The organism is Cyanobium sp. ULC065 (assembly GCF_977927515.1).
Window position 1 is genome coordinate 1,027,471 of sequence record NZ_OZ376393.1, and the last position, 12,655, is coordinate 1,040,125.

The following is a 12,655-nucleotide window of genomic DNA, read 5'->3' on the forward strand; positions in this document are numbered from 1 at the left end:
ATGCTGGTGACCCCAGCAGAGACTGAGCGGCTGATGCTGCTCACGGCCAATCCCGCCCTGGCGGACTTTCCCTACCCATCCCGACCTGACGGCCTTCCCTTCCCTCCGGCGACGCCGCGCCGCACGATCACCCCCTGACACATCTGCGCTACGAGCACTCCTTCGCGACTGCCGAGACTTATCCCCTCGTCCCTGACACGAACACTCTGGCGTTCGCGACGCGACACCAACGACTGAACGTCAAGAACAAAGTCAAAAGCCAGAGCCAATGGAGGTGGAGGTGGGGAAGCCCGATTGATCGACGCCGCCGAACGCCACCCTGCCAATCGTGGTGACACCAATCCTGGCGGCGGACATCGTGATCCTGACTGATCGTCCCGCTGGCGCCCTGGATGACGCCCATCGTGACGCTGGCTGATCGTCACCCTGACGAATTGCTGCTCAGATCAATGGTGAGCCTGAATAGTCGTCAGAGATAAAGAGGTGCCGCCGAAATTGCGGCGAGTGAAACGAGAAGAGAAAGCCGGTGATCGGACTTGAACCGACGACCTACTGATTACGAATCAGTTGCTCTACCACTGAGCTACACCGGCAATCCATGGAAACTAGCATCGAGCCCTACCCCAGCGCCTGCCGATGCCACCCACCCCGCCCAGGCCGCTCGATCCCGAACTGCGGGCCCGATTGCTGGAGGAAGCACGCACGCCCTGGCGCGGGCTGCGCCGAGGCCTGTGGTTTGCCTTCAGCGCATCTGCGGCGATCGGCCTGGCCACCATGGCGATGCGGGTCTCGGCGGGGGGAGAGCTGGCCTCAGGAGACCTGATCATCCAGAGCGGAGCCCTGCTCCTCTTCGGCGTGCTGCTCTGGCGCGATCGCTGAGTCCACCTCGCTGGCCGTGATGGAAGTGGTGGTGGGTGAGGAGCTGGAGCTGGTGGCTGGAGCAGGAATAACGAGGGGCTGAGCGGGCAGCAGCTCGGCCAGCAGCAGGGGCTCGGGCAGCAGCAGCGGCAGACCCAGGCAGAGGCGCTCCCTGGCGGTGGCCTCCAGGCTGAGGCCACCTGGCGCCGCACATGCAACCAGCGCTTCTGGCCGGCTCAGCAGCCAGGCGGATTGACACAGCTGCTGCCACTGCCACAGGCAGACGGCCAGCAGGGGGATCGTGAGCAGCAGCGTCACCAGCCTGGAGCTGCCCGCCAGTGGTGACACGGCCATGGCCAGCCCGGCGCGATCGTCCATCAGCCATACCAGTGCCAGCAGCAACACCGTGCCGGCCGCCCCCACCACCTTCACTGCCAGGGGTGCCTGCAAGGCACTCAGGCGCCGCTGCAACTCCCGCCGCCCTTGCAGGGGGATCTGCACCACCAGCACCGACCACACATCGGGTGGCTGGCGCCAGAACAGCACCGCCGGCAGCAACGCTCCCAGCGACCAGCAAAGCAGCCTCTCCAGGCCGGGTAGCGGGCCTGGGTCAGCCCCGGCGAGCAACAGGAAGGCCAGCAGCAATTCGGCGGGAAGTGCTGCCAGGCCAAGCAGTTGAATCCACAGCAGAGGCTCGCTGCGGGGGTTCATGGTCAGTTGGTGCTGAGGGTGCGGCGCTGGGTGACGAGCTTGTAAGCCTCCACCCGATCGCCGTCCTGCCAGTTGGCGAATCGATCACAGCCGATGCCGCATTCGAAGCCGGTGGCCACGTCCTTGACGTCGTCCTTGTTGCGACGCAGGGAGTCGAGGTCGCCCTCGAACACGATCTGCTTGCCGCGGTGGACGCGCACCTTGCAGTTGCGTTGCAGCTTGCCGTTGGTGACATAGCAACCCGCGACGGCGCTCTTGCCGATGCTGAACACCGCGCGCACCTCCGCTTCGCCGAGTGTTTCCTCCACCATCTCCGGCTCCAGAAGACCTTCCATGGCCAGCTGGATGTCCTCGAGCAGCTTATAGATCACGTCGTAGTCGCGCACATCGACGCCGGTGGCATCGGCGGCGCGCTTGGCGCCTGGTGCCATCGAGGTGTTGAAGCCCACGATCACCGCACCGGAGGCGGCAGCGAGGTCCACGTCGGTTTCGGTGATCTCGCCCGGTGCCGAGAGCAGCACCCGCACCTGTACCTCGCCCTGGGGCAGCTGTTCGAGCGATCCGAGAATCGCCTCCACACTGCCCTGGACATCGGCCTTGAGGATCAAGTTGAGCTCCTTGAGGTCGCCCTCGCTCGCCTGACCCGACATGGAGGCCAGCGACACCCGCCGTGAGGCCATCTGCTGGGCCAGCCGGGTGGCGCGGGCCTCGGTGGCCCGTTCCCCCACCACCGAGCGGGCTGTCTTCTCATCGGGGTAGACCTCGAACTCGTCACCGGCGGTGGGCACTTCGCTGAAGCCGAGGGCTTCAACGGCCGAGGACGGACCCGCCGTCTTCACCCGCTTGCCGGTGTCGTCGACCATGGCGCGCACCTTGCCGAGCACGGGGCCGGCGGCCACCACGTCGCCGGCACGGAGGGTGCCGTTCTGGATCAGCAGGGTGGCCACCGGGCCCTTGGCCTTGTCGAGGTGGGCTTCGATCACGGTGCCCTTGGCCATGCGGTCAGGGTTGGCCTGGAGGTCTTCGACCTCCGACACCAGCAGGATCATCTCCAGCAACTTGTCGATGTTCTCCCGCTTGATGGCGCTCACCGGCACCATCACCGTGTCGCCGCCCCAGTCTTCGGCCACCAGTTGCTGGGCGGAGAGCTCCTGCTTGACGCGGTCGGGCTGGGCGCCTTCCTTGTCGATCTTGTTGATCGCCACCACGATCGGCACCTCGGCGGCGCGGGCGTGGCTGATCGCCTCGAGGGTCTGGGGGCGCACGCCGTCATCGGCAGCCACCACCAGCACGGCCACGTCGGTGACCTTGGTGCCGCGGGCACGCATGGCGGTGAACGCCTCGTGGCCCGGGGTATCGAGGAAGGTGATGCGGCGCTCTTCGCCGGCGTGGGGAATCGTGACCTGATAGGCGCCGATGTGCTGGGTGATCCCACCGGCTTCTCCAGCGGCCACGCGGGTCTTGCGGATGGCGTCGAGCAGGCTGGTTTTGCCGTGGTCGACGTGGCCCATCACGGTGACCACGGGTGGTCGGCGGATCAGATGCTGGAGATCGCTCTCCTCGATCATGTCCACCGTCTTCTTGGCGGCTTCCTGGACGTCGTCTTCGAGCACGGGAACGCCGAACTCCTCAGACACCGTTTCGATCGTGGAGAGATCGAGGGTCTGGGTGACCGTGGCGATGATGCCCTTGAAGAAGAGCGACTTGATGATCTCGGAGCTCTCCACCCCGAGGCGGTCGGCGAGCTCCTGCACCGTGAGGTTGCCCTCGGGCACGATCAGCATTTCCGGCCGGGTGGCCTTGGCCTCGCGGGCGGCGCGCAGTTCCATGGCCCGGCGCCGCTGGCGCTGGCGGGTGGTTTCCTTCTTGCGCTTGCGCATCGCCACCACCGGCTTGGCCGCCGGGGCGCTCTGGCGGGTGCGTGGTTTGGCAGGGCGGGCCAGACTGGCCTGAAGCACCTGGGCTTCGTGCTCGCCGGCGAATCCGCCGGTTTCAGCGGTGAGCGCATCATCGTTTTCGCCGATGATGTGCACCTTCTGGCGCAGCTTCTGCGGCGACTTGCTGCGCAGTGCTTCGAGCTTGGCGCTGTCGTCCCATTCCGGGCGACGGGCCTTCCCGGCCGGCTGGGGCGTGCGGAATCCCGGGCGCCGCGGCGCGGCCGGTGGAGTGGCCGTGGGCCGTGGGCCGGCATCGGCAGGGCTGGCGATCTCGCCGCGTTCAGGCCGGCGCGGGGGCGGGGCAGTGGGGCGGGTGCCGGGTTTCTGCAGCTGCATGAGCTCGCCGGGCGCCACCGGCTTGCGCATGCCCTGAGGCATGCCGCCGGCCCGGATCGGCGGGCCCGGCTTGCCGGGAGCACCAGGACCGGCAGCGTCGCGGCGGATCGGCTTGCCCACCAGCTCCAAGGGGCTGCGGGCCTGCACCGGCCGGGGGCTCGGCGCTGGAGTGCGCTGCGGGGCGCCGGCCGGGCGCTGGCTGAGGGCTGGCCGCCCCGAAGGCGGAGCCGGCCGGTTGCTTGTGCCGGCGGAGGGCTGGGCGCGGCCGGGCGTGGTTGGGGCTGACCGGGTGCCACCCGTCCGATCACCTGGGGTTTGCCGCCACCGTCGGCGCGGGTCGGCACGCTGGGGCGCTGGGGCGGCGCCGGACGGCTCGACGGGGCATTGCCGCGGGGCACGGGCACGGGCCGGGGGCTGGTGCTGGGCCGGGGGCTGGTGGCGGGTGCGGCGACCGGACGGGGGCTGGTGGGCGTGCTGGCCGCAGGCGCTTCGGGTTTGCGTGCCGGCATGGCCGGGGCCTTGCTCACCGGGGTGGCAGGGCGCGCGGGAGGGGCCACCGGCCGTGAGGGTGCCGGCTTGGCGGCAGCCGAAGGTGCGGCAGCCGAAGGGGGCGCGGCAGGGGGCCGGGAGGGAGGCGATGTGCCGGCGGCCGGCGCACGTGTGGGCAGCGGCGCCGTGGGCCTGGCTGGTGGCGGAGTGGTGGAGGGGGGCTTCTGAGCCGCAGGCTGCGCGGCAGATTGCACCAGAACAGGTTTCACCGGCGCTGGCGGGGAAACCGCAGGGCGGGCCGGCTGGGCAACGATGACCGGAGGAGCTGGCGGCCGGGCCGGGGGGGGTTCAGGTGCGGCAACAGATGAGGCGGCCGCGGTGGCCGGCGGCGTTACAGGAGCCGCTTTCTTCACGGCCAGGATCGCTTTGCCAGGCTCCGCCAGCGGCGGTGTCGCGGGCTTCGGGGCGGTCATGGAGGGCGGCGTGGGTCGGGAGATGCCGCTGCCGTTGGGGCGGATCAGCTTCCGGATGCGGGCAGCTTCGTCATCGCTGATCGAGCTGCTGTGGCTGCGGGCGGCAATGGACAGCTTTTCGGCAGCGTCGAGCACGTCCTTGTTGTCCAGGCCCAGGTCCTTGGACAACTCATAGATTCTCACTTTGCCGCTGCTGGTCATTCAGGTCTCCGATCGGTCGGGGCCGCAGGTGCCGCCGGGCCCCACACGCGGTGCAGCCATCAATCATCTTGCCTCAGAGGCTGCTGCCGGAGAGCGGTTCAGCCGCTGTTCAAGCGCGGCATAGGTGGATTCCGCCACCGCGCAGCGCAGGGCGCGTTGCAGCCGCTTTCGCCGCTTCGCCTCGTCAAAGCAGGCCCGGGTGGGGCACAGATAGGCCGAGCGGCCCATGCCTTGATCCAGGGCGATGCCGCCACCCGCCAGGCGGATAACCCGCAGGAACTGGTCCCGGTCGGCGAGCAGGCGGCAGCTCACACAAAGCCGCAGGGTGGGGGAGGTCGCCATCGGGTGACCCTCAGCCGTTGAGCGGCTCAGCTTCCGCATCGGGTTCGCCTTCGGGCTCCAGGTCAGCTGCCGCTTCCGCGTCGGCCTCTGTTTCAGCGTCTTCCCCAGGCTCGGCTTCACCTTCATAGACAGGCTCTTCGTCTTCTTCCTGGAGGTCGAGCTCGTCTTCGGGCAGGGGATAGAGCTCCCGCAGGCGCGCATCCTCCTCCGCGCGGTTGGCCTGCTCCACCGCCAGGCGGGCTTCCGCCTCGGCCTGCTGGCGCTCGTCTTCCTCGCGCAGGGCGATCAGCTCGGCGGCGCGGGCGTCCTCGCTCACCTGGTCGTATTCGGCCGCGTTCTTGATGTCGATCTTCCAGCCGGTGAGGCGTGCGGCGAGGCGCACGTTCTGGCCTTCCCGGCCGATCGCCAGGCTGAGCATGTCCTGCGGCACAAGCACGTGGGCGTGATGCCCTTCCGGATCCACCAGCCGCACCATCTCCACCCGTGCCGGGCTGAGCGAATTGGCGATGTACTGGGCCGGATCGGGAGACCAGCGGATCACGTCGATCTTCTCGCCCCGCAGCTCGTTCACCACCTGCTGAATGCGGGAGCCGCGGGCACCGATGCAGGCCCCCACGGGGTCCACTTCGCGCTCCACGCTGTCCACTGCCACCTTGGTGCGTGGCCCCACGGCCCGTGACGGGGGGTTGGCTTCCCGCGCCACCGCCACGATGCGCACGGAACCTTCCTGGATTTCCGGTACTTCGTTTTCGAAGAGGTACACCACAAGGCCGGCGTTCGCCCGGGAGACGAACAGCTGCGGCCCGCGGCGCGCCACCTCGCTCACCTCCTTGAGGAACACCTTGAAGGTGGCATTGGCGCGGTAGTTGTCGTTGGGAAGCTGGTCGCGACGAGGCAGCTCCGCCTCCACCTCCGGCCGGCCAAGCCCGGAGCTCACCGCCATGATCACCGACTGGCGCTCGAAGCGGATCACCCGGGCGGTGAGCACGGGATCCTCCAGATCGGCGAACTCCTCCTGGATCATGCGGCGCTGCTGGTCGCGCAGTTTCTGGGCCAGCACCTGCTTGGTGGTGGAGGCGGCCATGCGGCCGAAATCGTCCTTCTCGGGGGTGACATCGAGCACCACGGTGTCGCCGATCTGGGCGTCTTCCGCCACCTGCTGCACCTCGGCGAGGGCGATCTGGTGGTCTTCGCTCTCCACCTCCTCGACGATGATCTTGCTGGCGAGCACGCGGTAGCCCTCCTCATCAAGATCGAGGGCCACATCGAAATTGCTGAAGTAGTCCTCCTCGAACGGGTCCTCGCTGATGCCGAGATAGAGGGTGCGGCGGTAACGCTCGTAGCCCTTCAGCAGCGCCTCGCGCAGGGCCGCTTCCACCACCTGGGTGGGCAGCTTCTTCTCATCGCTGATGTCCTCGATCAGGTTCTGCAGACCGGGGAGAAGAACGAGCGCCATGGGATGGGAAGAGGGGTTGGAACAACAATCGGGTTGGGAAGCGGCGCGCCGCTCAGGCTGCGGGCGGAGTCACTCGCTCGGCCGGGTGAGGCTGACGGTCAGCACGTCTTGGCGGGGAATCCGCTGGCGGCGGCCACGGACGTTGAGGTGCAGGAAGGCGTCGTCGCGCTCCAGCAACAGCCCGGCACGGGTGCATTCAGCTCCGCTGGAATCCCGGAACCGCACCTCGATCGGGAAACCCCGAAAGCTGTGGAAGTCACGGTCTTCAACCAGCGTGTCGTTGAGACCAGGACTGCTGATTTCGAGAACATAGGCCTCGCTCAGCAGCTCTTCGGCCTCCATCGCCTCAGCCAGGGCACCACTGAATGCGGCGCAATCGTCGAGGGTCACATCGCCGCCATCACCAGTGCGGATCTGCACCAGAACGATGCAGGGATGGCGATGGGTCTGGATCTGCGCCTCCACCACGCGAAATCCGGTTGTGTCAGCCACCCGGCGCGCGAGGGATTCCAGTGCGGGAAGAAGGGGGTGGGGCACCGGGCCGGGTCAGGAGCAGTGGAGCGAGCCCGACCGGCTCCTGCAGAGAACTGCCCCGGACGCTGGAGCAAGCTCGTGCGCCTGGGTATGCCCGCCGGGCACTTCGTCATCCTAGAGGTCGGTGCTCCAGCACCGCCCAGCGGCCAGGCGACGCCTCACTCCGTGGTGCCCAGGCTGGTGCTCGGGGCGCCGCCGAACAGGCCGAGGCTGGGGGCCTCCCCGTAAAAGTCGTCCACCCCTGCTTCACCGCGCAGGGCCGCGTCCTGGTTGATGCAGCGCTGCGGCTCCTTCACGTATTGGCAGACCCTCGCCCAGAGCTTGGCGCGGGTGCCGGGAGCGCCCTGGCTGAAGAGCACCTGGTCATTGCCACCGACCATCCCCTGGATCTCCACCTGACAAAGTGCGCAGCGCACGCGGGTGCCGGGGGGGATCGAAGCCATGGCATGGCGGCGGTTGGAGGCAACTTAGGCTGCTATCTGCGGGCCCGGGCCCCACTGTTGCGACGTCGAAAAGGTGCGACGTCAAAAAGTTCCCGTTGCCAGCTGTGCGCCTCCTTCAGCTCAGTGACCCCCATCTGCTCGCCGATCCGCACGGCTGGCTTCATGGCTTTCAGCCGAACGCGTCGCTGGCCAGTGCGCTGGAGCAGGCCCTTGCGCCGGGCGAAGCTCCCTTCGATCTGCTGCTGATCAGCGGCGACCTCTGCCAGGACGAGTCGTGGGGTGGCTATGTGCGGTTGGGCCAGCTGCTGAGCGCCCGGGGCTGGCCGGTGGCGCTGCTGCCCGGCAACCACGACCACCCGGCCCTGTTGCGGGCAGCGTTGGGCCGGCAGGCCGTGATCGCACCGGCCGCCGTCGATCTGGGTGAATGGCGGCTGCTGATGATTGACACCCACCTGGCTGGCCGCGTCGATGGTGGGCTCGGCCCGGATCAGCTGCGCTGGCTGCAAGCGCAACTGCAAGCGGCCGACCGCCCCCTGCTGGTGGCCCTGCACCATCCGCCGGTGCCCATCGGCCACGGCGTCATGGATGGGATCGCCCTGCGGCACCCTGCTGCCCTGCTTGAGCTGCTGGCGGCCTGCCCCTGGCTCAGGGCGGTCACCTTCGGGCACATCCATCAGCACTGGCGGGGGGTGCTGCCCGGCCGGCCCGACGTGCAGCTGCTGGGGTGTCCTTCCACCCACCGCCAGTTTGAGGCGGTGCAGGCCTGCCCGCTGGGCCGTGCCTGCGATCCCGGCGGGCGCGTCTGGGAGCTGGCCCCGGACGGCCGCTGGCAGCAGCAACTGCGGCGCTGGCCTGCCGCCGCCGCCCCCGGCTCGGCGCCAGCGAGTGAAGCGTCACCCCCCTAGCGTCAGTGGCCTCACGTCTCGGGCCCGTGTCCTCCGACTCCAGCGTGCTCCGTACCCTGTGGCTGCGCCTGTTGGCCTTGCCGCTGGCCTTGCTGCTGATCACGGCGGGCCCGGGATCCGCCCTGGCCGTCGCCCCCCCCTCAGCGGCGGCGCCAGCGGCCACCGTCCCGGTCCCAGCTACGTCCAACACGGCTGCAGCCAGCACAGCCGGAGCCGATACGGCCGCGCCTCCCAGTGCCCCGTCCCCAGCGGCTGCGATGGTTCCACCCCACAGCTTCGTGTCGCAGGCCGCCCGGCGGGTGGGGGAATCGGTGGTGCGGATCGACACCGAGCGCAGTGTGGCGCGCCAGGCCTTCGACCCCGCCTTGCTCGATCCATTGCTGCGTGATCTCTTCGGTGACCCCTCCAGCAGCACCCGGGAGCGGGGTCAGGGCTCCGGCGTGGTGATCGATGCCTCCGGGTTGGTGCTCACCAACGCCCATGTGGTGGATCGGGCCGATCTGGTGGAGGTCACCCTCGCTGACGGCCGCCAGCTGGATGGCCGGGTGGTGGGCGCCGATCCGGTCACCGACCTGGCGGTGGTGCGCATCGACGCCTCGCCCGATCTGGTTGCCGCTCCCCTTGGTGATTCCGAGGCCCTGGAAGTGGGTGACTGGGCCATCGCCCTGGGCAGCCCCTACGGACTGGAGCGCACGGTCACACTCGGCATCGTCAGCAGCCTGCACCGCAACATCACCAGCCTTGGCTTCGCCGACAAGCGGCTTGATCTGATCCAGACCGACGCCGCCATCAATCCCGGCAATTCCGGGGGGCCACTGATCAATGCCAGCGGAGAGGTGATCGGCATCAATACCTTGGTGCGCTCCGGTCCCGGTGCGGGTCTGGGCTTCGCCATCCCGATCAACCTGGCCCGGCGGGTGTCCGACCAGCTGCGCACCGGTGGCCAGGTGGTGCATCCCTACCTGGGCCTCCAGCTGGTGCCGCTCACTGCCCGCCGCGCCCGTGACAACAACCGTGATCCCGATGCGATTCTCCAGCTGCCGGAGCGCGATGGCGCGTTGGTGCAGCGTGTGCTGCCCGACAGCCCGGCCGAAACCGCCGGCCTGCGCCGCGGCGACCTGGTGGTGGCGGCGGCCGATCGGCCGGTGCGGGATCCAGCCAGCCTGCTGGAGCAGGTGGAGGCTTCCAAGGTCGGAGAAAGCCTGCCGCTGAAAGTGGTGCGTGGTGCCCGCGAACTGCAGCTCTCGATCCGTCCCGGCGCCCTGCCCCACCCCGCCTGAGCCTGGCAGCGCCCTTGCTACGGTCACGGCCTTTGGCGCGCCTTCGATGTCAGATCTGCAGGACCGCATGAAGCAGGCGGTGGCTGCTGCGGCCGTTGACCAGATCCGGGATGGCATGGTGCTGGGTCTGGGCTCAGGCTCCACGGCTGCCTTGATGATCAAGGAGCTGGGCGCCAAGCTCAGCCGGGGTGAACTCACCGACATCGTGGGCGTGACCACGTCGTTTCAAGGCGAAGTGCTGGCTGCGGAGCTCGGCATCCCGCTGCAGAGCCTCAACGCGGTGGAGCGGATCGACCTGGCGATCGACGGTGCCGATGAAGTCGACCCCAACTTCCAGCTGATCAAGGGCGGCGGTGCCTGCCATGTGCAGGAAAAGCTGGTGGCGCGCCGTGCCCAGCGCTTCGTTGTGGTGGTGGATTCCACCAAGCTCGTGGAACGGCTCAATCTGGGTTTTCTTCTGCCGGTGGAGGTGCTGCCCGCCGCCTGGCGTCAGGTGAAGTCGGAGCTGGAGGTGATCGGCGCGGAGGTGGAGCTGCGCATGGCCGTGCGCAAGGCCGGCCCGGTGGTGACCGACCAGGGCAATCTCGTGCTCGACCTGAAGTTCCCCGGCGGGATCGGCGACCCGGTTTCGCTGGAGCAGGAGATCAACAACATCCCCGGCGTGCTTGAAAACGGTCTGTTCGTCAACCTGGCCGACCAGGTGCTGGTGGGTCAGATCACCGATGGCGTGCCCGAGGTGAAAGACCTGCCGAAGCGCTGACCGGCGTCAGCGGTTGTGGCGGTGTGACAAGAGCGGTTGCGGCGGGCTTCAGTTCAGCCGCAGCCGCACCGATTCCGCATGGCTGTGCAGGCCTTCACTGTCCGCCAGGGCGATCACGGCGGGGCCGGTGGCCTCCAGGGCCTGGCGGTTGAACTGGATCAGGCTGGTGTGGCGGAGAAAGGTTTCCACGCTGAGGGCGCCGGCGAAGCGGGCCGTGCCTGAAGTGGGCAGGGTGTGGTTGGGGCCGGCCAGGTAGTCGCCCACCGCCTCAGGGCTCCAGGGGCCGAGGAAGATCGCTCCGGCATGACGGATGTGGTCGGCCAGTGGGGCTGGCCGCTCCACCAGCAGCTCAAGGTGTTCCGGAGCGAAGCGGTCGCTGAGCCGAGCCGCCTCTTCCAGCGATGCGCAGATGCCGATCAGCCCCCAGTCGCGCAGGGCGGTGGCCGCCAGTTCCGCCCGGGGGTGGTTGCGCAACTGGGCTTCCACCTCATGCTGCACGGCCTTGGCCACGGCGGCACTGGTGGTAAGCAGGATTGCCGCCGCCATCGGGTCGTGCTCCGCCTGCGCCAGCAGATCGGCCGCCACATGGGTGGGATTGGCGCTCTGGTCGGCGATCACCAGGACCTCGCTCGGGCCGGCGAGGGAATCGATCGCCACCCGGCCGTACACCGCTTTCTTGGCCAGGGTCACGTAAAGGTTGCCCGGGCCGGTGATCACATCCACGCGCGGGATCGAATCCGTGCCGTAGGCGAGCGCCCCGATCGCCTGGGCCCCTCCGACGCGGTAGATCTCACGGATGCCGGCCAGGTGGGCCGCTGCCAGCACGATCGGGTTGGGCCAGCCGTCGGGACCCGGTGGGGTCACCATCACCAGGCGCTGAACGCCCGCCACAGTGGCGGGGACCGCATTCATCAGCACGGTGCTGGGGTAAGAGGCCCGGCCGCCAGGCACATACAGCCCGGCCCGATCCACCGGGCTCCAGCGCCGGCCCAGGCGCTCGCCATGCACGCCGCTGACGCTGATGTCGCGGGGCAGCTGGCGCTGGTGGAAATCGAGGATGCGGCGATGGGCCAGCTCCAGGGCACTGCGCAGGTCTGCGGGGCAGGTGCGCCAGGCTTCGGCGAGCGTTTCCGCCGGAATGCGCAGGGGGTCGGGCCGCACACCATCGAAGCGTTCGGTGAGATCCAGCAGCGCTTGATCCCCTTCCAGGCGCACCCGCTCGAGGATCGCGTCCACCTGCCGTGCGGCCTCGCTCATCTCGGCGCTGCCGGTGCGCTGGGCGATCTCCTCCAGCCGGCTGCCGATCGCCTCCGGTTCCTGGAGCACCTGCATCGCCAGAGCTGCTGGTGCGTTGGTCACCGGGGGCCTCGTGCGTGTCGGTTGAGGCTAGATCCCCGCCCCTGGGCAGGTCGGCAGGGTTGAAGGTAGGATCAGCGACTGCCGATTCAGCGCCGAACCCGCCTGTGGCCAATAACAAATCCTCGAAGAAGCGCATCCTGGTTGCCGAGCGCAACTGGCTGAAGAACCGCTCCTATAAGTCGGCTGTGCGCACGCTCATGAAGCGCTGCCTCACCGCCGTCTCCAGCTACGAGCAGCAGCCTGGCGATGAGGCCAAGGAAGCGGTTCGCAGCTCCATGAATGCGGCCTTCAGTAAGATCGACAAGGCCGTCAAGCGCGGCGTTCTTCACCGCAACACCGGCGCCAACCAGAAGTCCCGGCTCAGCCACGCCGTGAAACAGGCGATCGAGCCGGCGACAGCCCCGAAGGCCTGATCGCCCGCCGGGGTTTCTCTCCTTTGTCCATCAGCGCAGCTCACTGCCTGAGCTTGCAGGCACTGCAGCCCCGGCAGATGTCCTACAGGTGCCACCCCCTCCTCCAAGCTGCCCTCCCCTGCAGGGCTCCTTGCAGTCCAGGGCACTACCTCGTCTCC

General features: G+C 68.6%; 12 protein-coding genes, 1 tRNA gene and 1 pseudogene. 6 read left to right on the forward strand and 8 right to left on the reverse strand.

Going from position 1 to position 12,655, the window contains the following annotated elements; translation table 11 throughout:
- Positions 1-138 (forward strand): hypothetical protein, encoded by a 138-nt coding sequence (locus tag ACXMDP_RS04930; protein ID WP_259728882.1) that lies wholly within the window; start codon positions 1-3, stop codon positions 136-138.
- Between the two features lie 383 nt (positions 139-521).
- On the opposite strand, the gene ACXMDP_RS04935 is transcribed toward ACXMDP_RS04930, so the two are convergent.
- Positions 522-593, reverse strand: a tRNA-Thr gene (locus tag ACXMDP_RS04935).
- Positions 594-636: 43 nt separating this feature from the next.
- Between ACXMDP_RS04935 and ACXMDP_RS04940 the strand changes: the two genes are divergently transcribed.
- Complete coding sequence (locus ACXMDP_RS04940) at positions 637-879, forward strand: DUF3493 domain-containing protein (protein ID WP_094510203.1); 243 nt, start codon at positions 637-639, stop codon at positions 877-879.
- On the opposite strand, the gene ACXMDP_RS04945 is transcribed toward ACXMDP_RS04940, so the two are convergent.
- From ACXMDP_RS04945 to ACXMDP_RS04970, 6 genes and pseudogenes are all read right to left on the reverse strand, one after another.
- A complete protein-coding gene (locus tag ACXMDP_RS04945) occupies positions 811-1,569 on the reverse strand; it encodes a low-complexity tail membrane protein (protein ID WP_259728881.1) in 759 nt (252 codons plus the stop codon). The genes ACXMDP_RS04940 and ACXMDP_RS04945 overlap by 69 nt on opposite strands.
- Before the next feature lie 2 nt (positions 1,570-1,571).
- Positions 1,572-5,005 (reverse strand): annotated as a pseudogene (gene infB / locus ACXMDP_RS04950) (translation initiation factor IF-2).
- 63 nt (positions 5,006-5,068) lie between these two features.
- A complete protein-coding gene (locus tag ACXMDP_RS04955; RefSeq protein WP_259728879.1) occupies positions 5,069-5,347 on the reverse strand; it encodes a YlxR family protein in 279 nt (92 codons plus the stop codon).
- 10 nt (positions 5,348-5,357) lie between these two features.
- Complete coding sequence (gene nusA / locus ACXMDP_RS04960; protein WP_255099869.1) at positions 5,358-6,803, reverse strand: transcription termination factor NusA; 1,446 nt, start codon at positions 6,801-6,803, stop codon at positions 5,358-5,360.
- Between the two features lie 69 nt (positions 6,804-6,872).
- Entirely contained in the window at positions 6,873-7,340 is a 468-nt protein-coding gene (gene rimP, locus ACXMDP_RS04965; RefSeq protein WP_259728878.1) for a ribosome maturation factor RimP, read from the reverse strand.
- Positions 7,341-7,495: 155 nt separating this feature from the next.
- Entirely contained in the window at positions 7,496-7,780 is a 285-nt protein-coding gene (locus tag ACXMDP_RS04970) for a hypothetical protein (RefSeq protein ID WP_094510209.1), read from the reverse strand.
- A 104-nt stretch (positions 7,781-7,884) separates the two neighbouring features.
- On the opposite strand from ACXMDP_RS04970, the gene ACXMDP_RS04975 reads away from it, so the two are divergent.
- From ACXMDP_RS04975 to rpiA, 3 genes are all read left to right on the forward strand, one after another.
- Complete coding sequence (locus ACXMDP_RS04975) at positions 7,885-8,685, forward strand: metallophosphoesterase (protein ID WP_259728877.1); 801 nt, start codon at positions 7,885-7,887, stop codon at positions 8,683-8,685.
- 257 nt (positions 8,686-8,942) lie between these two features.
- Positions 8,943-9,965, forward strand: coding sequence for a trypsin-like peptidase domain-containing protein (locus tag ACXMDP_RS04980; RefSeq protein WP_259728930.1), 1,023 nt, complete (start codon positions 8,943-8,945; stop codon positions 9,963-9,965).
- Positions 9,966-10,011: 46 nt separating this feature from the next.
- Positions 10,012-10,725 (forward strand): ribose-5-phosphate isomerase RpiA, encoded by a 714-nt coding sequence (gene rpiA, locus ACXMDP_RS04985; RefSeq protein WP_259728876.1) that lies wholly within the window; start codon positions 10,012-10,014, stop codon positions 10,723-10,725.
- A 48-nt stretch (positions 10,726-10,773) separates the two neighbouring features.
- On the opposite strand, the gene hisD is transcribed toward rpiA, so the two are convergent.
- Positions 10,774-12,057 (reverse strand): histidinol dehydrogenase, encoded by a 1,284-nt coding sequence (gene hisD / locus ACXMDP_RS04990; RefSeq protein ID WP_094510427.1) that lies wholly within the window; start codon positions 12,055-12,057, stop codon positions 10,774-10,776.
- Positions 12,058-12,188: 131 nt separating this feature from the next.
- Here hisD and rpsT point away from each other — a divergent pair, with 131 nt between their 5' ends.
- Positions 12,189-12,497, forward strand: coding sequence for a 30S ribosomal protein S20 (gene rpsT, locus ACXMDP_RS04995; protein WP_094510212.1), 309 nt, complete (start codon positions 12,189-12,191; stop codon positions 12,495-12,497).
- The last annotated feature ends 158 nt before the right edge of the window (positions 12,498-12,655 follow it).